Origin of the sequence: Microbacterium saperdae (assembly GCF_006716345.1) — a bacterium.
GTDB lineage: Bacteria > Actinomycetota > Actinomycetes > Actinomycetales > Microbacteriaceae > Microbacterium > Microbacterium saperdae.
The window spans coordinates 402,302-420,027 of the sequence record NZ_VFOX01000002.1; the positions used below are offsets into that span (position 1 = coordinate 402,302).

The following is a 17,726-nucleotide window of genomic DNA, read 5'->3' on the forward strand; positions in this document are numbered from 1 at the left end:
AGTGTCAGCGCCGTCTTCCTTCGAGTGCCGTCAGACGCCAGGGTGGAAGAATGCCCACCCCCCTTCGCTCCCGTACCGTCACGCACGGCCGCAACGCCGCAGGAGCCCGTGCCCTGTTCCGCGCCGCCGGCGTCAACCCCGCCGACTTCGGCAAGCCGATGATCGCCGTCGCCAACAGCTTCACCGAGTTCGTCCCCGGCCACACCCATCTGCAGCCCGTCGGGCGCATCGTCTCCGACGCGATCTCCGCTGCCGGCGGCATCCCGCGCGAGTTCAACACCATCGCGGTCGACGACGGCATCGCGATGGGCCACGGAGGGATGCTGTACTCGCTCCCCTCGCGCGACCTGATCGCCGACTCGGTCGAGTACATGGTCAACGCGCACCAGGCGGACGCCCTGGTCTGCATCTCCAACTGCGACAAGATCACCCCCGGTATGCTCATGGCCGCCCTGCGCCTGAACATCCCGACCGTCTTCGTCTCGGGCGGACCGATGGAGGCCGGACGGGCCACGCTCGTCGACGGCTCCGTGCGCACGCTCGACCTGGTCGACGCGATCTCCGAGGCCGCGAACGACACCGTGTCGGATGCCGACATGAAGCGCATCGAGGAGAACGCCTGCCCGACCTGTGGCTCCTGCTCCGGCATGTTCACCGCCAACTCGATGAACTGCCTCGTCGAGGCGCTCGGCCTCGCGCTGCCCGGCAACGGCTCGGTGCTCGCCACCCACACCGCCCGCCGTGCGCTGTACGAGAAAGCCGGCGAGGTCGCGGTCGAGATCACCCGCCGCTTCTACTATGACGACGACACCTCGGTGCTGCCGCGCGAGGTCGCGAGCTTCGCGGCCTTCGAGAACGCCATGGCCCTCGACATCGCGATGGGCGGATCGACCAACACGATCCTGCACCTGCTCGCCGCCGCGCACGAGGCCGGCATCAGCTTCGGGCTCGACGAGATCGATGCGGTCTCGCGCCGCGTGCCCTGCCTCGCGAAGATCGCGCCGAACCCGGCCTACGGCCGCATGTACTACATGGAGGACGTGCACCGCGCCGGCGGCATCCCCGCGGTCCTCGGCGAGCTGCGTCGCGGCAACCTGCTCGACGAGAACGTCAGCACCATCCACTCCCCGTCGTTCGAGGCCTGGTTGGACGACTGGGACATCCGCGGCGGCAAGGCGACGGATGCCGCGAAGGACCTCTGGTACGCAGCCCCTGGCGGGGTGCGCTCCTCGAGCGCGTTCTCACAGTCGGAGCGCTGGGCGGCCCTCGACGAGGATGCGGCGACCGGCTGCATCCGCGACGTCGAGCATGCCTACTCGGTCGACGGCGGTCTCGCGGTGCTCCGCGGCAACCTCGCGGTCGACGGCGCCGTGGTGAAGACCGCCGGCGTCGACCCCTCGATCCTGGTGTTCTCGGGTCCCGCCGTCGTGTGCGAGTCGCAGGAGGAGGCGGTCGCGAAGATCCTCGGCAAGAAGGTGCTGCCGGGCGACGTGGTCGTCATCCGCTACGAAGGCCCCCAGGGCGGACCGGGGATGCAGGAGATGCTGCACCCGACCTCGTTCCTCAAGGGCCGCGGCCTGGGCAAGGTGTGCGCGCTGATCACGGACGGCCGCTTCTCGGGTGGAACATCGGGGCTGTCGATCGGCCACGTCTCCCCGGAGGCCGCCGCGGGTGGTGTGATCGCCCTGGTGCAGGACGGAGACATCATCGACATCGACATCCCTTCGCGCTCGATGTCGCTGCAGGTGAGCGAGGCCGAGCTCGAAGAGCGGCGTGCCCGTCTGCTCGAGGGCCCCGGATACCAGCCCGTCGACCGCGCCCGGCCGGTGTCGCTGGCGCTGCGTGCCTATGCGGCGATGGCGACGTCGGCGGACCGCGGTGCCGTGCGCGACGTCGAGAAGGTCGAGCGCGCCCTGCGGGCGCAGGAGCTGCAGAGCGCCGCCGCCCTCGTGTGACGAGCGCGTACGGCTTCACTCACCGGTGAGGGGTCAGAACACGCCGCGCGTGCGCACGGGCGTACGGCGTGTCTCGACCCCTCACGCGGGCGGGGTCGAGAGCGTGCGGGTGATCGGACGCTCGCCGTCGGGGACGAAGAGGTGCAGGATCTCCACCGCCAGCTGATCGGCCGGGCCGAACCAGTGCGGGGTCGAGGAGTCGAACTCCACGTTCTCCCCCGGTTCGAGCAGGTGCTCCTGACTTCCGAGGATCAGCCGCAGGTGTCCGGCGAGCACATGGATCCAGGCGTGACCCTGGTGGCTCACCAGTGTGGGCTCGCGCGGCCCGAGCACATGCTTGAACGCCTGCACCCGACCGGGATATTGCGTGAGCGGCACGGCCACTCCTCCCGCGCTGAGCCGCTGCGGCTCCAGGTTCACTCGCGGGTCTCCGGTCTCCGGTGCGGCGATGAGCCGGTCGAGCGAGACGGCGAACGCGCGTGCGAGCGGGATCAGTGCGTCGAGTGTCGGCTGTCGGTGGCCGGTCTCGATCCGCGACAACGCGCTCACGGACAGGCCGGAGAGTGCGGCGACTTCGGCCAGGGTCATCCCCCGGGAGGAGCGCAGGCGGCGCAGACGCGGGCCGATGGCCTCCAGCACCGCAGCGGTCTCGGCATCCATGCCTGTCATCTTTGCAGAATCTGCAAACGAGCTGGATGCCGATGAACACGCGGTTCGACGATGGAATCCGCTCGCGGAACACACCGAGCGAGAAGGAGCGCATCATGACCGTACGACGTCCGTCCCCGAGCATCCGATGAGGGCACTGCTGCTGGGCGCCCGCGGCGCCGTCGGTGCCGTGATCCGCCGCGAGCTGGAGCGAGACGAACACACCGTGACCGCGGCCAGTCGCGCCGAGGCGGGCGGGATCCGCATCGATCTGCGCGGAGACCTCGCACCACTGGCCGTCCTCGCCGCCGACCACGACGTCGTGATCAACGCCTCCGGCATCGAGCGCGCCGACCTCGCGACCGCGACGGCGCGCACGCCCCTGGTCGACATCTCGGCCACCGGGAGCTACCTCGCCGCGCTGCGAGACGCCGCACGCGGACCCGTCGTGCTCGGCGCCGGACTCGCCCCCGGCCTGACCACGGTGCTCGCTGCCGCGCTCGACTCTCGTCCGCATGACCAGATCGACGTGCTCGTGATGCTCGGCAGCGGGGAGAAGCACGGGCCGGCCGCGGTCGCCTGGACCGCAGGACTCGTCGGCACCGACGTGCATCTGCCGCCCGAGGCCGGAAGGGTGCGCAACTTCCGCACGAGTCTGCGCGCTGAAGGGCCGGACGGTCGCACCCGCCGCTACCTGCGCGCCGACTTCCCCGACCACATCCTGTTGGCACCGACCGGGGCACCCGTCATCCGGTCGTACCTCACTCTCGGATCGGCGGCGATGACGGCATCCCTCGAGCTCGTGGGGCGTCTGCCCGCACTGCGCGGAGTGCTGTCGATCGCCCCGCACCTCGGCAGCGACGACTGGCATGTCGTGGCGCGCAATCGTCGCACGGGCGAGCGTCGGCAGGCCGCGGGCTCCGGACAGTCCGAGGCGACCGGCCGCCTCACTGCCCTCGCGGCCCTCCGCATCGCGGGCTCGGCACACGGTGCCGTGACGATGGCCGACCTGGTCACGGTCGACGAGGCCGGGGTCCTGCTGGGGTGAGGGGTCAAGACACGCCGTGCCTCGGCATCTGGCCAGGGCGTGTCTTGACCCCTCGGCGAGCTGGTTCGGGCGAGGTCGGTTCGCGGACTGGTTCGGGCGAGTCGCGCGGGCTCAGTCGGTCGATCCCACGGGCGCGACCGTCGAGCGCCGTGCGATGAGTTGCATCGGGATCACGACGCTCTCGTAGGCGCGTGTGCGATCGCTCAGGCGGGCGACGGCGAGGCGGGCGGCCTGGCGGCCCAGCGCCTCGACGTCGCCGGTGACGACGCTGATACCGAGCACCTGTGCCCACTCCGGTTCGTCGAAGCCGATCACGGCGGGTGATGACTGCGGATGATCGGCGATCTCCTCCATCACACCGAGGAGTATGCGGTTGTTCCCCGCGACCACCGCGGTCGGCGGCGTCTCGAGCGCGAGCAGTCCGCGCATGCACTCGCGCGACGAGGGCACGTCGTGGGCGTCGGTGCGCAGCAGCTCACGCCAGTCCGAGCCCTCGCCGTCGAGCACGTCGCCCATGCCGGCGAGGCGCTGGCGATACGTGGGAAGCCAGGCGTAGTCGCCGATGAACGCGATGCGGTGGTGGCCGGCGTCGATCAGGTGGCGGGCTGCCAGGCGTCCACCCTCGCGGTTGTCGAACACGACGGAATCCGCGTCGAGGTTCTCGGCGGGGCGGTCGACGAAGACGACGGGGATGCCGCGGGCCTGGAGCTGGGCGTACTCGGAGTGGTCGGTCATGGCGGAGACCGTGATCACCGCCTTGGTCTGGCGGTCGGCGAGGTCGTGGGCGACGCGCTGCTCCTGCTCGGCGGACTCGCGGGAGTTCGCGACCGAGAGGTGCATGCCGCGCGGACGGATCTCGTCTTCGATGGCCTGCGCGAGTGCGGAGTAGAACGGGTTGGTGAAGTCCCCGGTGATCAGTCCGATCGATTCGGCCAGTCGGCCGCTGGCGAGCAGGCTGGCGGCGGCGTTGCGCTGATAGTCGAGCTCGGCGGCGGCGGCCAGCACGCTCGCGAGGGTCTTCGCGCTCACATAGGACTCGCCGCCGAGGGCTCGCGATGCCGTCTTCAGACTGACGCCCGCGCGTGCGGCGACCTGCGCGAGGGTCGGTCGCGGCGCCGCCTCATCGTCTGTTCGTGTCATGCGTCCCCCTCGCCCGCCGGGGGCGGATAGCTCATTATCGCGGTCGCGCATCGGCAGATGCACCTTCCCTGCACCGCGAGTGCTGTGGTAGCGTCCTCATCGTATGACAGCGATGTCATATCGTCACGCGGTCTCATCGGAAGACCCGCGGCAGACGGACGACACACAGCAGTGGAGTTTGAGGAGCAACCATGAGGGTCCCCAGCCCGAGGAACGCACGACCCGCCCGCCGATCATGGGCGGCAGCAGGCGTCGCGGTGACGGTGAGCCTGGCCATGCTGACGCCGGTCCAGGCGTCCGCCGCGGCAGGCTCGACGTTCGCGTCATCGTTCGAGTCGGCTGATGCCGCACCCGCGCTGATCGGCACCGGCGATGCGGTCAACGTCACCGGCAGCCAGTTCGCCCCCGGCAGCGTGCTCGGCGGCGTCACCGCCGTGACGGCATCCGCCCAGAACACCCCGAACGAGGGCGCGGCCTTCGTCGCCGACGGCAACGCCTCCTCGAAATGGCTGGCCTTCACGAACAAGGCATGGGTGCAGTACCAGCTCGCGCAGCCGCAACCCATGGTGCGCTACACCCTCACCTCCGGCAACGACGAGCCCGATCGCGACCCGAAGGACTTCCGGGTGCAGGGCTCGAACAACGGCACCGACTGGGTGACCGTCGATGAGCGCAGCGGCGAGATGTTCAGCGGGCGCGGCGAGACCCGCTCCTTCACCCTCGCCACACCGAGCGTCGCGTACACCTACTACCGCCTCGACGTGCTCGCCACCAAGACGCCCAGCAAGAACATCGTGCAGCTGGCCGGCTGGGAGCCCATCGCCGTCGACGGCGCGACTCCCGAGCCCGCCGACCTCAAGCTGCAGATCGGCAACGGCCCCACCAGCTCCGACACGGCCAAGACGGGTGTCGGCTTCTCCGGCACCAAGGCCCTGCAGTACACCGGACGCCACCTCGCCGCCGGACCCGCCTCGTCGACGAGCGTCCTCTACGACGACGTCGACCTCGCGGTCGCGGATGACAGCGAGCTGTCGTACCTCGTCTTCCCTGTGCTCGACGGCGAGCAGACGTATGCCGCCACGTTCGTCGCGGTCGACCTGACCTTCGACGACGGCACCTCCCTCTCCACCAGCGGAGCGGTCGACTCCTACGGCTACGGCGCGAACGCGCGGCAGCAGGGGCAGGCGAACGTGCTGTGGCCGAACCAGTGGAACAAGGTGACGGTCGACCTCGGCCAGTTCGCCGGACGCACGGTCGACGACATCCTGTTCACCTACGACCACCCCGGTACCGACGTCAAGGGCGTCGAGGTCCCCACCGGTGAGACGGCCTTCAGCGGATGGCTGGATGACGTCGCGATCGGTGCAGCGGAAGAGATCGACCCCGCCGACGGCCTCGTCTCGTACGTCGACACCCGCCGCGGCACGAACTCGACCGGCGGATTCTCGCGCGGCAACAACCTGCCCGCGACCGCGTGGCCGAACGGCTTCAACTTCATCACCCCGATGACCAACGCCGACAACGTCGGAACGATCTACCAGTACCAGCGGGCCAACAACGCGCAGAACCTGCCGGCGCTGAACGGCATCGGCTTCTCGCACCAGCCGAGCATCTGGATGGGGGACCGCAACCAGATCGCCGTGCTCCCCGCCGCGAATGCGAACCCCACGTCGTCGCTGAACGACCGCAAGCTCACGTTCCACCACGAGAACGAGACCGCCCGGCCGGACATCTACGGCGTCGAGTTCGACAACGGCATCAACACCGAGGTCACCGCGACCGATCACGGCGCCATCTACCGCTTCGAGTTCACCGGCGACGCCAGCTCCGTGCTGATCGACCAGCTCGTGGACAGCTCGAAGCTCACCATCTCGGGCGACACCGTCAGCGGATGGGTCGACGGCGGTTCCGGCTGGCCGGGACGCACCCGCATGTTCGTGTACGGCACGTTCGACCGCGAGCCCACGGCATCCGGTGCCACCACCCGCGGCGACCGCAACGGCACCGCCCGCTACGCGGCATTCGACACCACCACCGACCGCACGGTCGAGCTGCGCCTGTCGTCGTCGTTCATCTCTCAGGACCAGGCCGAGGCCAACCACGGATTCGAGCTCGAGGGCGTCTCGTTCGACCGGGCTCACAAGGCAGTCCGCGATGCGTGGAACGAGCGACTCAGCGTCGTGCACGACGTCAAGGGCGCGAGCGACACCCAGCTGGTGACGCTGTACTCGAGCCTGTACCGCCTGAACCTGTACCCCAACTCGCAGTTCGAGAACACGGGCACCGCGACCAAGCCGGTCTACAAGTACGCCAGCCCGGTCTCCGCGACCAGCGGATCGGCGAGCGACACCCAGACCAATGCCAAGATCGTCGACGGCAAGATCTACGTCAACAACGGCTTCTGGGACACGTATCGCACGGCCTGGCCGCTCTACTCGCTGCTCTACCCCGATGTGACCGAGGAACTGGTCGACGGCTTCGTGCAGCAGTACCGCGACGGTGGATGGGTCGCCCGTTGGTCCTCCCCCGGCTACGCCGACCTCATGACCGGTACGAGCTCCGACGTCGCATTCGCCGACGCCTACCTCGCCGGTGCCCTGAGTACCGACACCGCGCTCGAGGCCTACGACGCCGCCGTCAAGAACGCGACCGTGCTCCCGGCATCCAACGCCGTCGGACGCAAGGGTCTCGGGCAGTCGATCTTCCTCGGCTACACCGAGGCGAGCACCCACGAGAGCGCGTCGTGGGGACTCGAGGGATACATCAACGACTTCGGCATCTCGGAGATGGCGAAGGCCCTCTCCGAGGACCCGAAGACGCCGACCGACCGCGTCGCACAGCTGAAGGAGGAGGCGACCTACTTCGAGGCACGTGCTGAGCACTACGTCGAGATGTACAACCCGGAAGCGGGCACGTTCACCTCGCGCAACGCCGACGGCAGCTGGACCTCCGGTGCCGACTTCGACAAGAAGGCCTGGGGCGGTGCCTTCACCGAGGCCAGTGCCTGGACCTTCGGATTCCACGCGCCGCACGACGTCGACGGACTCGCCGCGCTGTACGGCGGACGTCAGGAGCTGGTCGACGTGATGCACGACTTCCTCACCACTCGCGAGAAGGCCGACTACTCCGGTATCCACGAGGCACGGGAAGCGCGTGATGTGCGACTCGGCATGCTCGGCATGTCGAACCAGATCGCGCACCACATCCCCTACGTGCTCGCCGAGGCGGGCGACCCCTCGGGGGCGCAGGAGCTGATCCGCGACATCCAGGACCGCCTCTTCGTGGGTTCCGACATCGGCCAGGGCTACCCGGGCGATGAGGACAACGGCGAGTTCTCGGCCTGGTACGTGTTCTCGGCCCTCGGCTTCTACCCGCTCGAAGTGGGATCGGGGAACTACACGATCGGCACGCCGCTGTTCGACAGCGCGACCCTCTCGATCGGTGACACCGACCTCGTCATCAACGCTCCCGGAGCGTCGACGGGCAAGGACTACGTCGCCGGAGTCAGCATCAACGGCACGGCCATCGATCAGACCACGTTCGACGGCGACCTGGTGCGTGAGGGAGGAACGCTCGACTTCACGATGAGCGCGACGCCGTCGACGTGGGGCACCAAGGACCTGGGCGAGAAGCTCGAGGTCCCGACCACGCTGGTGGATGCCACCAAGGTCGGCCGCGGCACGCTCACGGCGACCGACGGCACCCCCGTCGGCTCGCTGATCGACGACAACATGAACTCGAAGGTCACCTTCGCGGGAGACTCGACCGAGCTGGTGTGGACCTCGCAGTCCGGACCGGTCTCGATCGGGCAGTACACCCTGACGAGTGCTGCGAAGGCGGATGCCCCGTCGAGCTGGACGCTCGAGGGCTCCATCGACGGCCAGACCTGGACCGAGATCGACAGCCGTGACGGCGAGACGTTCACGTGGGACACCCAGACCCGACCGTTCACGGCCCAGGGCGCGGACGGCTACACGAGCGTGAAGCTCACGTTGACCTCGAAGAGCGAGGCGCTGTCGCTGTCGGAGATCGAGCTGTTCGCGTCCGCATCGGCTGCTGACGGACTCGCGATCTCGGCCGGCGCCCCGCAGCGGGTCAAGGTCGACACCGAGTTCTCCGGTTCGCTCGCGACGATCGTCGGGACCGAGACGGAGGCCTCGGGCTACGCCGTCACGGTCGACTACGGAGACGACACCGAGGTGACCGATGTGAAGCTGGCACGGGATGACCTGGGTGGCTGGAAGGTGAGCGCTCCGCACACCTTCACGGCTCCCGGCACGTACTCGGCTGGGGTCACGGTGCGCGACTCGAGCGGCGCGGTGGCCCAGACCACCGCGACCGTCACGGTCTACCGGGACGAGACGCTGGTCGGCGCCTTCAACAACGTCTGCATCGGCGACCTCGGGGTCACCGCGGCCAACTGCGATTCGCAGGGCCACGGGTACTACCGCGACAAGCTCGCAGCCGACGGCTTCGTGCAGGGCGAGACCCTGACGATCCCCGGCACCGAGCTGACGTACGACCTCCCGGAGGTGGCGGCGGGTGCGCCCGACAACATCACCGGCGAGGGCCAGACCGTGCGCCTGTCGCTCGGCGCGGGTGCCACGCAGCTCTCCTTCATCGGTACGGCGACCGAGAGCAACCGCGACTCGCAGGCCGTGCTGCACTTCACCGACGGCACCACGCAGACGGTGACGATCAGCCTCGGCGACTGGGTCGGGGCATCCGGCAACCCCTACAAGCAGAACACCGTGCTCACGATCTCGGAGGGTCGTCTCTCCGGAACGGGTGCGGAGTCGGGAGGAGCCAAGAACACGGCGATCTACGCGACCGCGCCGATCGCACTCGATGTCGATGACAAGGGGGCCCCGAAGGTCGTCGAGTCGCTGACGATGCCGAAGGAGACGGGTTCGTTGAACGACGGACGCGTGCACGTCTTCGCGATCGGCTCGGACGGCGACCGCTCGGCCGCTGCACCGCTCAACGTCGAGCCCGGCACGGTGCCGGGTCAGATCGCCGGCGAGGCGTTCGACGCGACGCTCGCCACGGTCACCGGAGGCACCGCAGACAACACCGCGATCGTCAATTGGGGTGACGGTTCTCCCGTCGCCGCGGTCGAGATCGAGGACGGCGCCGTCGCCGCCGGCCACACCTACGCCACGGCCGGCACCTTCACGGTGACCGTCACGGCGGATGACGGCGTGCAGTCGGCGGATGCGACCCTCCAGATCGCGGTCGAGGAGCCGGAGCCGGAGTACGCCCCGGAGATCGCGGCACCCGAGGAAGCCCACCCGGGCGATTCGGTCGAGGTCACCGGCACGGGCTTCGCCCCGGGCGAGGACGTATCGATCCGCATCGACGACGAGGAGCCCGTGGTCGTGAAGGCCCGCGACGACGGCTCGATCCGTGGCGACATCGTCGTGCCGGAGGATGCCGTGGACGGCGATCACCCCGTGGTGGCTCTGGGCGACGTGTCGAACGTCGAAGCCCGGACGTCACTCCGGGTCACCGCCGAGACCACGGCGCCGCAGAGCACCGCGGTCACCCTGACCGCGGGCACCGACGATGCGGTCGCCGGCGAATCGGTCGCACTCACCGCGACGGTCACCCCGGCCGACGCGGCCGGCAAGGTCGACTTCTTCGAGGGCGACACCGTGGTCGGCTCGGCCACCGTCACCGCGGGCACGGCGACCGCCGATGTGCTGATCGCGACCTCGGGAACCCACACCTTCGTCGCACGGTTCGTGCCGTCCGACCCGGAGGCCTTCGGTGGCTCCGAGTCGACGCCGCTCACGCTCGAGGTCCGCGGCACCCCGGTGCTCGAGGCCGAGCTCGTGATCGGTGCGAAGAGCGTGGTGCAGGGCGGCAGCGTCGAGGTCATCGGCCGCGGCTTCGCCTCGGGTGAGAAGGTCACCTTCACACTGCACTCCGACCCGATCCGCCTCGGCGAGGTCACGGCAGACGGAACCGGAGCCTTCCGGGTGCAGCTGACGGTGCCGGCATCCGCTCCGGTGGGCGCTCACACGCTCATCGCGGAAGGCGCTGACTCCGGCCTGAGTGCCGAGGGTGCCCTCCGGGTGACCGCGGCGGCCGGTGGCGGCGACGGCCTGGCAGGCACGGGCGGAGCGATCCCCCTGACGCTCATCAGTCTGTTGCTGGCGCTGCTCGCCGCCGGTGGCGTGCTCGTCATCCGCCGGCGTCGCGTGGAGTCCTGACCCCCAGGGACTCCGCACGACGAAGCCGCCCATCCCGTTCCCCGGGGTGGGCGGCTTCTTCGTCGTCCCTGTGGCGGTGAGCGGTCACGACACGCCGCGCCATCGCATCCCGCTACGGCGTGTCTTGACCCCTCGTCGGCGGGATCGGTCGGTCAGACCGAGGTGAGCGTGTGCGGCGCGACGTTCAGGCGCTCGCATCCTTCGGCCGTCACGACCACGATGTCCTCGATGCGCGCACCCCACTCACCGGTGAAGTAGATGCCGGGCTCGATGCTGAACGCCATGCCCTCGCGCAGCACCAGGTCGTTGCCGGGGGCGATGTAGGGCTCCTCGTGCACCGAGACTCCGATGCCGTGGCCGGTGCGGTGCAGGAACGCCTCCCCGAGCCCCGCCGCGGCGAGCACGTCGCGGGCGGCGGCATCGACCTCCGCGGCGGTGGCGCCGGGACGAGCCGCATCGACCGCGGCCTGCTGCGCGCGCACGAGCACGCCGATGCGCTCGGCGGTGGCGGGATCGGGCTCCCCCACGGCGTAGGTGCGCGTGCTGTCGGAGTTGTAACCGCTGGGCACCGCGCCGCCGATGTCGACCACCACGATGTCGCCGGCCTGGATCACGCGGTCCGAGACCTCGTGATGCGGATCCGCACCGTTCGGACCCGAACCCACGATCACGAACTCGACCGTGCGGTGGCCCTCGGCCACGATCGCCTCGGCGATGTCCGCCGCCACCTCGCGCTCGGTGCGACCGGCGCGCAACCACTCCGGCACACGACGGTGCACGGCATCGATGGCCTCACCCGCGCGGCGAAGCTCTGCGATCTCGGCGTCATCCTTGACCATGCGGCTCTCGCGCAGCACGGGGGTGGCGAGTTCGAGCGTCACGCCCAACCGCTCCCCGATCGGGATCACGTGCAGCGCGGGCAGGGCATCCGAGACGCCGACCCGCGTCGCAGTGCCGATCGCATCGGCGACGAGGTCGTAGGGCTTCTCGCCGTCGACCCAGTCCGCAAGGCGCAGTCCGAGTGCGCCGACCGCGGTCGAGCGCACCTTCGCGAGCTCCATCCGCGGGACCACGACGGTCGGCGCGAGCCCGGGGCCGAGCACGAGTGCGGTCAGGCGCTCGATCGTGTCGCCTTCGACGCCCACCAGGTACTGCAGGTCCGGACCGGGACCGACGATGATCGCGTCGAGTCCGGCATCGGCGGCGAGGGCGGCGGCGCGGTCGAGGCGGGCGGCGTACACAGACGAGGAGAAGGGCAGGGTGCTCACGGCGTCCACGCTACTGCGCGGTATCGCCGCTGTCTCCGCCCTTCTCGTGCAGGCCCGTGTCGTCAGCTGATCGCGAGACGAATGCGGTCCGCGAGCAGCTTTCGGTTCGCAGATGTCAACTCGAGCAGGGCGTACGCGGTCGGCCACATCGTGCCGTCGTCGAGGTTCGAGATGGGCTCGAAGCCGAAGGTGCCGTAGCGCACCTTGAACTTGCTGGCCGGCTGGAAGAAGCAGAGCACCTTGCCGTCCTTGCCCCACCCCGGCATCCCGTAATAGGTGCGCGGCATGAGGTCGGGGGCGACCTCCGTGACCAGCTCGTGCAGCGCGGTGGCGAGCTTCTTGTCGTTCTCGTCGGACAGCTTGTCGATGGCGGCCTTCAGGTCGGCCTCGCCCTCGGCGCGCTGCTCCTCCGGGGTCTTCTTCGCGCGCGACCGCCGGGCCTTGGCCTCCTTGGCGGCTGCCTGCATGGCCTCGCGCTCTTCGGCACTGAAGTTCTTCTCGTTGTCGGCCACGGCCGTTCCTTTCGCGATGCGATCTGTGATGACTTCAGAGTACGGACGCCGCCGCTCGCTGTGCTTCTCGATTCGTGATCGATCGGTTCTGGCATCCCTGCCAGACTGACGCCATGACGACTGTCTTCACCGGCCGTATCCGTCCGTTCTCCCCCCTGATCGACACGGAGGTCGAGGCGATGGCCGTCGAGGACGGTCGAGTCGTACGGGTCGGAACGACGGCGGGTCTGACCGCGCGGTACCCGGATGCCGAGACGGTCGCCCTAGCGGGATGGGTCATGCCGGGCCTGATCGAGCCCCACGGGCATCCTTCGTTCTCGGCGATCGTGCTCTCGGATCTCGTCGTCGACATCCGCCCGGTCGTCGTGCCGGATGCGACGGGCGCGCTCGCGACGATCGGACAAGCCGTGGCCGACGCCGAGGGAGCGGTGTTCGTGAACGGCTGGGATGCCCTGCTGCAGCGCGGGCTCCCCGACCCCGACATGCGCTTCCTCGACGAGCTCGCCGGCGCCGTACCGCTGGTCGTGATCCACAACTCGGGTCACTCGGCCTACTTCAACGCGGCTGCCGCGGTCGCCGCGGGCATCGACGCATCCACGCCGGATCCGGTCGGCGCCTCTTTCGGTCGTGCCGACGACGGCGCGCTCACCGGCGTCGCGCTCGAGGCCGCCGCCGTGGAGATGGTCCTCGCTCCCCTGCTCGCCACCGCGCAGCAGCACATGCCGGCGTTGCTCACCGGGCACCTGCGGGATCTCGCCGCGCGCGGGGTCACGACGGTCTCGGACCTGTCGTGGAACGCCGAGCTCAACCCGCTGATCGCGGCGCTCCAGACGCAGGGACAGCTGCCGGTGCGGTTGCGCTGGTACGAGATGTCGCGTCCGGGTGGGGTGGCGGCCGCACGCGGAGCGGACGATCCCCTGTTCCGACAGACCGGGGTGAAGACCTGGTCGGACGGTTCCCCGTGGATCGGCAACATCGCCACGTCGTTCCCCTACCTCGATACGCCGGCCACGCGAGATCTGGGCCTCGAACCCCTGCACGTCGGCGAGGCGAACTACACGGCCGATGAGCTCCTGGCGATCGCCGAGCCCTATGCCGTCGGCGGATGGCAGCTCGCCTGCCACGCGCACGGCGACCGTGCGATCGACGCCACCCTGGACGTGTACGAGCAGATCATCGCGCGCCACGACCTGCGCGACCATCGATTCCGGCTGGAGCACTGCGGGGCGATGACACCAGCGCAGTTCGTGCGCGCGGCGGATCTGGGCGTCACGGTCAGCCTCTTCGTCGACCACATCACCTACTGGGGCGAAGTGCTGGTCGACGACCTGTTCGGTGCGGAGCACGGCGGCGCCTGGGCGGATGCCGGAGCGGCATTCGCGGCCGGACACCGCGCGACCTTCCACAACGACGGGTGGGTGACCCCGAACGAACCGTTCCGCAACATGGCCGTCGCCGAGACACGCACCACGCGCAACGGCTTTCGTATGCCCGGCGGCACGCCGGTCACGCGCGAGCAGGCGCTCCTCGCGCACACGGCGAACGCCGCCTGGCAACTGTTCAGCGAGCACGAGGTCGGAGCGCTGACGCCTGGGCTGTTCGCCGACTTCCTGGTGGTGGACCGGGATCCGGTCGCCGTGTCGGCGGAGGAGCTCGCGCAGACCGTCGTCGTGTCGACCTACCTGGCCGGACACCGGGTGGTCTGACTCACGGACCGTGAGGGGCCGGATCGGGGTCTAGGGTGAAAGCTATGGACCTGCGTGTCGCGGCTTACGCGGTCGTCACCGATGACGACGGCCGGCTCCTGCTCGCGCGCTGGACCGAGGGTCGTCGCGTCGCCTGGACCATGCCCGGTGGCGGACTCGAGCCGGGCGAGCCCCCGGAGGATGCCGTGCGCCGCGAGCTCCGCGAGGAGACGGGGTACAGCGTCAAGGTCGGTGAGCTGCTGGGCGTCCACTCCCGGGTGATCCCGGCGACGCAGCGGGTGCAGAAGGCGGCGGAACCGTTGCACACCCTGCGCATCGTCTACCGGGCGCAGGTCACGGGCGGCAAGCTGCGGTTCGAGACCGACGGCTCCACCGACATGGCCGAGTGGTTCTCGCGTCGCGCGGTCGCCGATCTGCAGCGGGTCAAACTGGTCGACATCGCGATGCGGATGGCCGGAATCTACTGACCGGTCAGTCCCGACGCTCCTCCGGAACGGAGATGTCGGCGACGGTCGCACCGTACGCGGCGATCAGATCGTCGGCATCGACGAACAGGCTGTAACCATGAGCCCCTGCGCCCATCGCGATGCGCTTCCCGACGATCGACTCGTCGGCGTAGATCGGCCAGTCCGTCGTGCTGCCGATGGGCACGATGGTTCCGCGCTCGTATCCGGTGGCGGCGAGGGCGAGTTCGGCTTCGGGCAGGCGCAGCTTGTTCACGCCGACGAGGGCGCGCAGCTTCGGCCACGAGATCGAGCGTCCGCCGGGGATGAGCGCGAACAGGTACGTGTCATCCGCGCGCTTGACGACCAGGGTCTTCACGATGCCGGACGGGGGGATGCCGAGCAGCTCCGCCGCCTCGAACAGGCTGTTCGCCTGCGGACGCTCCCTGATGTCGATCGCCAGGCCGCGTGCCGCAGCGGCATCGCGGACCCGGGCGTGCTGATCGCCCCCGTCACCCGAAGGTGCGGAGGCGAGATCAGTGGAACTCACGCGTCGGGTGCGGACAGCGGGTCATCGGCGACCCAGAGCTCGTCGTCGGCACGAAGGGCCTGCCATGCGGCGTACAGCACGCCGACGGCGGCTGCGGCACCCAGGATGATCGCGACGACCGAGCCGAGACCCGGGCCGCTCTTCTGAGGCTTGGTGGCCTTGCGCACCTGCTTCTCGATGCCGAGGCGCTTCGCGTTCGCGACGTCCCAGGCAGTCAGTGCGCTGCCGACGACTCCGCCGACGATCGGGACGACCCTGTCGTCGACGACGTGCTTGCCGAAACTGACACCACGGTCCACCACCGGGGCGACCCGGCGGTTGTAGGTGTCCTGGACCACGGGCAGCACCTGCTCGCGACCGAGGCTGCCGAGCTGACGGCTGGCCTCGCGGGCGACATCGGCGGCGTGGCCGACCAGAACCTGCTGCGACTCCCAGAGCTGGGTCGCGTCGTTCTGCAGTCGGCGCAGTTCCTTCTTCCGCTTGCGGCTGAGGCTCACGATGTTCTCCTGTCGATTGGAGGTGCGGGTTCCCCATCTTGCCAGAAGAGGCTGGATGCAAGGCGGGAAAACACCTACCCCTTGCCAACTCGCAGACCACGATGTACCTTCAGTCCCCCTGTTCGGGCACGGGAACAAAGCCAACTCATGGGAAGCTCTGCGAGAATGAACGCATGCCTCACGCCTCTCACGTCGCAACCCTGCACACCAACCACGGTGACATCGTCATCAACCTCTTCGGTGACCACGCCCCGAAGACGGTCAAGAACTTCGTCGGCCTCGCCGACGGCACCCAGGAGTGGACGCACCCCGCCACCGGCAAGCCGGGCGAGGGTCCTCTCTACAAGGACGTCGTCTTCCACCGCATCATCCCGAACTTCATGATCCAGGGCGGAGACCCGCTCGGACAGGGCGTCGGCGGCCCCGGCTACAACTTCGACGACGAGATCAACAACGAGCTGAACTTCAACGCTCCCTACATCCTCGCGATGGCCAACGCCGGCCTGCGTCGCAACGCCATCACGGGCAAGCCCGAGGGCACCAACGGTTCGCAGTTCTTCATCACCACCGACCCGACCCCGTGGCTGCAGGGCAAGCACACGATCTTCGGCGAGGTCGCCGATGACGCCTCCAAGGCCGTCGTCGACGCGATCGGCGCCGTCGCCACCGGTGCGGGCGACCGCCCCATCGAGCCGGTCGTGCTGCAGTCGATCGACATCGTCGCGGCCTGACGACACCTTCGGCCGATCCGGATGTCGACGCCTGAGTTCACGAGCAATCGCGACAACTTCTGCTACCGGCATCCGGATCGGCAGAGCTTCGTGCTCTGCCAGCGCTGCCTGCGCACCATCTGCCCGGAGTGCCAGACACCGGCACCCGTCGGGGTCATCTGCCCCGAGTGCATGCAGGAGCAGCGCAAGAACCGCACCCCCGCGCAGAAGCGCGCCGAGCGTCGCTGGGGCGGCGGCGGATCCATCGCCGCGGCTCGCAGCGGCAAGCCGGTCGTCACCTACGCGCTGCTCGCGATCACGTCGTTCATCGGGCTGCTGCAGCTGATTCCGGGGCTCGGTCCTCAGATCACCGATGCGCTCCTCTTCGCGGCGCCTTATCTCTACCCGAGCATCTCGCCGTACCCCTTCGAGCCGTGGCGCCTGCTCACTGCGGTGTTCGTGCACGGCGGGTTCGTCCACCTGGCCTTGAACATGCTCGCGCTGTGGATGCTGGGCCAGAGCCTCGAGCCGATGCTCGGCCGCGCCCGCTACCTCTCGCTGTATCTGATCAGCGGCCTGGGCGGCTCCGTCATGGTCGCGGTCCTCGCCCCCACCACCGCGACCGTCGGTGCCTCCGGCGCCGTCTTCGGCCTCATGGCTGCGCTGTTGATCATCGGTCGCCACATCGGCGCGAACGTCACCGGGATCCTCGTGATCCTCGGGATCAACTTCGCCTTCGGGTTCTTCGTCGGCGGCATCGCCTGGCAGGCGCACCTGGGTGGCGCGATCGTCGGTGCCCTCATCGCCTTCATCTACACCCGCACCAAGCGACGAGAACAGCGCATCTGGCAGATCGTTCTGCTCGCCGTGACCGTGGTCGCGCTGCTCCTCGTCGTGTTCCTCGTCCCCCCGCTGATCCTTCTGTCGTGACCCTTCCGTCCTGATCCCGAGTTGTTAACAGGGTTGTTGACCCCTGTGAATAACACCGGTGTAATTCTCCCCAGGCTGTGGAGAGATCTGTGGATAACTTGTTG

13 protein-coding genes are annotated in these 17,726 nt (G+C 69.1%); 7 read left to right on the forward strand and 6 right to left on the reverse strand.

Going from position 1 to position 17,726, the window contains the following annotated elements:
* Positions 1–50 precede the first annotated feature (50 nt).
* Positions 51–1,955, forward strand: coding sequence for a dihydroxy-acid dehydratase (ilvD, locus tag FB560_RS16565; RefSeq protein WP_141873605.1), 1,905 nt, complete (start codon positions 51–53; stop codon positions 1,953–1,955).
* Positions 1,956–2,036: 81 nt separating this feature from the next.
* Here the strand turns inward: ilvD and FB560_RS16570 are convergent, their stop codons facing one another.
* Positions 2,037–2,615 (reverse strand): helix-turn-helix domain-containing protein, encoded by a 579-nt coding sequence (locus FB560_RS16570; RefSeq protein WP_141873606.1) that lies wholly within the window; start codon positions 2,613–2,615, stop codon positions 2,037–2,039.
* A 136-nt stretch (positions 2,616–2,751) separates the two neighbouring features.
* Here FB560_RS16570 and FB560_RS16575 point away from each other — a divergent pair, with 136 nt between their 5' ends.
* Positions 2,752–3,651: a saccharopine dehydrogenase family protein gene (locus FB560_RS16575; RefSeq protein ID WP_141873607.1), complete on the forward strand. Its 900-nt coding sequence runs from the start codon at positions 2,752–2,754 to the stop codon at positions 3,649–3,651.
* A gap of 111 nt (positions 3,652–3,762) precedes the next feature.
* On the opposite strand, the gene FB560_RS16580 is transcribed toward FB560_RS16575, so the two are convergent.
* Positions 3,763–4,791 (reverse strand): LacI family DNA-binding transcriptional regulator, encoded by a 1,029-nt coding sequence (locus FB560_RS16580; protein WP_170198190.1) that lies wholly within the window; start codon positions 4,789–4,791, stop codon positions 3,763–3,765.
* A gap of 191 nt (positions 4,792–4,982) precedes the next feature.
* On the opposite strand from FB560_RS16580, the gene FB560_RS16585 reads away from it, so the two are divergent.
* A complete protein-coding gene (locus FB560_RS16585; RefSeq protein ID WP_141873609.1) occupies positions 4,983–11,006 on the forward strand; it encodes a GH92 family glycosyl hydrolase in 6,024 nt (2,007 codons plus the stop codon).
* Positions 11,007–11,158: 152 nt separating this feature from the next.
* On the opposite strand, the gene FB560_RS16590 is transcribed toward FB560_RS16585, so the two are convergent.
* Positions 11,159–12,274, reverse strand: a complete 1,116-nt coding sequence (locus FB560_RS16590; protein ID WP_141873610.1) for a M24 family metallopeptidase — start codon at positions 12,272–12,274, stop codon at positions 11,159–11,161.
* A 62-nt stretch (positions 12,275–12,336) separates the two neighbouring features.
* Entirely contained in the window at positions 12,337–12,786 is a 450-nt protein-coding gene (locus tag FB560_RS16595) for a hypothetical protein (protein ID WP_141873612.1), read from the reverse strand.
* 113 nt (positions 12,787–12,899) lie between these two features.
* Here FB560_RS16595 and FB560_RS16600 point away from each other — a divergent pair, with 113 nt between their 5' ends.
* A complete protein-coding gene (locus tag FB560_RS16600) occupies positions 12,900–14,492 on the forward strand; it encodes an amidohydrolase (protein ID WP_141873614.1) in 1,593 nt (530 codons plus the stop codon).
* Positions 14,493–14,536: 44 nt separating this feature from the next.
* Entirely contained in the window at positions 14,537–14,959 is a 423-nt protein-coding gene (locus tag FB560_RS16605; protein WP_141873616.1) for an NUDIX hydrolase, read from the forward strand.
* A gap of 4 nt (positions 14,960–14,963) precedes the next feature.
* Here FB560_RS16605 and FB560_RS16610 read toward each other — a convergent pair whose 3' ends face one another.
* Both FB560_RS16610 and FB560_RS16615 read right to left on the reverse strand, forming a co-directional pair.
* Positions 14,964–15,485 (reverse strand): aminoacyl-tRNA deacylase, encoded by a 522-nt coding sequence (locus tag FB560_RS16610; RefSeq protein WP_407662572.1) that lies wholly within the window; start codon positions 15,483–15,485, stop codon positions 14,964–14,966.
* Complete coding sequence (locus tag FB560_RS16615; RefSeq protein WP_141873618.1) at positions 15,482–15,982, reverse strand: DNA helicase; 501 nt, start codon at positions 15,980–15,982, stop codon at positions 15,482–15,484. Before FB560_RS16615 ends, FB560_RS16610 begins: the two co-directional genes overlap by 4 nt.
* A 173-nt stretch (positions 15,983–16,155) precedes the next feature.
* Between FB560_RS16615 and FB560_RS16620 the strand changes: the two genes are divergently transcribed.
* Together FB560_RS16620 and FB560_RS16625 are read left to right on the forward strand one after the other, a co-directional pair.
* A complete protein-coding gene (locus FB560_RS16620; protein WP_141873620.1) occupies positions 16,156–16,713 on the forward strand; it encodes a peptidylprolyl isomerase in 558 nt (185 codons plus the stop codon).
* 21 nt (positions 16,714–16,734) lie between these two features.
* Positions 16,735–17,622, forward strand: coding sequence for a rhomboid family intramembrane serine protease (locus tag FB560_RS16625; protein ID WP_141873622.1), 888 nt, complete (start codon positions 16,735–16,737; stop codon positions 17,620–17,622).
* Positions 17,623–17,726 lie beyond the last annotated feature (104 nt).

Coding starts and splice junctions, on each gene's coding strand:
- ilvD (WP_141873605.1), top strand. CDS start 51: ATGCCCACCCCCCTTCGCTCCCGTACCGTCACGCACGGCCGCAACGCC.
- FB560_RS16570 (WP_141873606.1), bottom strand. CDS start 2,615: ATGGATGCCGAGACCGCTGCGGTGCTGGAGGCCATCGGCCCGCGTCTG.
- FB560_RS16575 (WP_141873607.1), top strand. CDS start 2,752: ATGAGGGCACTGCTGCTGGGCGCCCGCGGCGCCGTCGGTGCCGTGATC.
- FB560_RS16580 (WP_170198190.1), bottom strand. CDS start 4,791: ATGACACGAACAGACGATGAGGCGGCGCCGCGACCGACCCTCGCGCAG.
- FB560_RS16585 (WP_141873609.1), top strand. CDS start 4,983: ATGAGGGTCCCCAGCCCGAGGAACGCACGACCCGCCCGCCGATCATGG.
- FB560_RS16600 (WP_141873614.1), top strand. CDS start 12,900: ATGACGACTGTCTTCACCGGCCGTATCCGTCCGTTCTCCCCCCTGATC.
- FB560_RS16605 (WP_141873616.1), top strand. CDS start 14,537: ATGGACCTGCGTGTCGCGGCTTACGCGGTCGTCACCGATGACGACGGC.
- FB560_RS16620 (WP_141873620.1), top strand. CDS start 16,156: ATGCCTCACGCCTCTCACGTCGCAACCCTGCACACCAACCACGGTGAC.
- FB560_RS16625 (WP_141873622.1), top strand. CDS start 16,735: ATGTCGACGCCTGAGTTCACGAGCAATCGCGACAACTTCTGCTACCGG.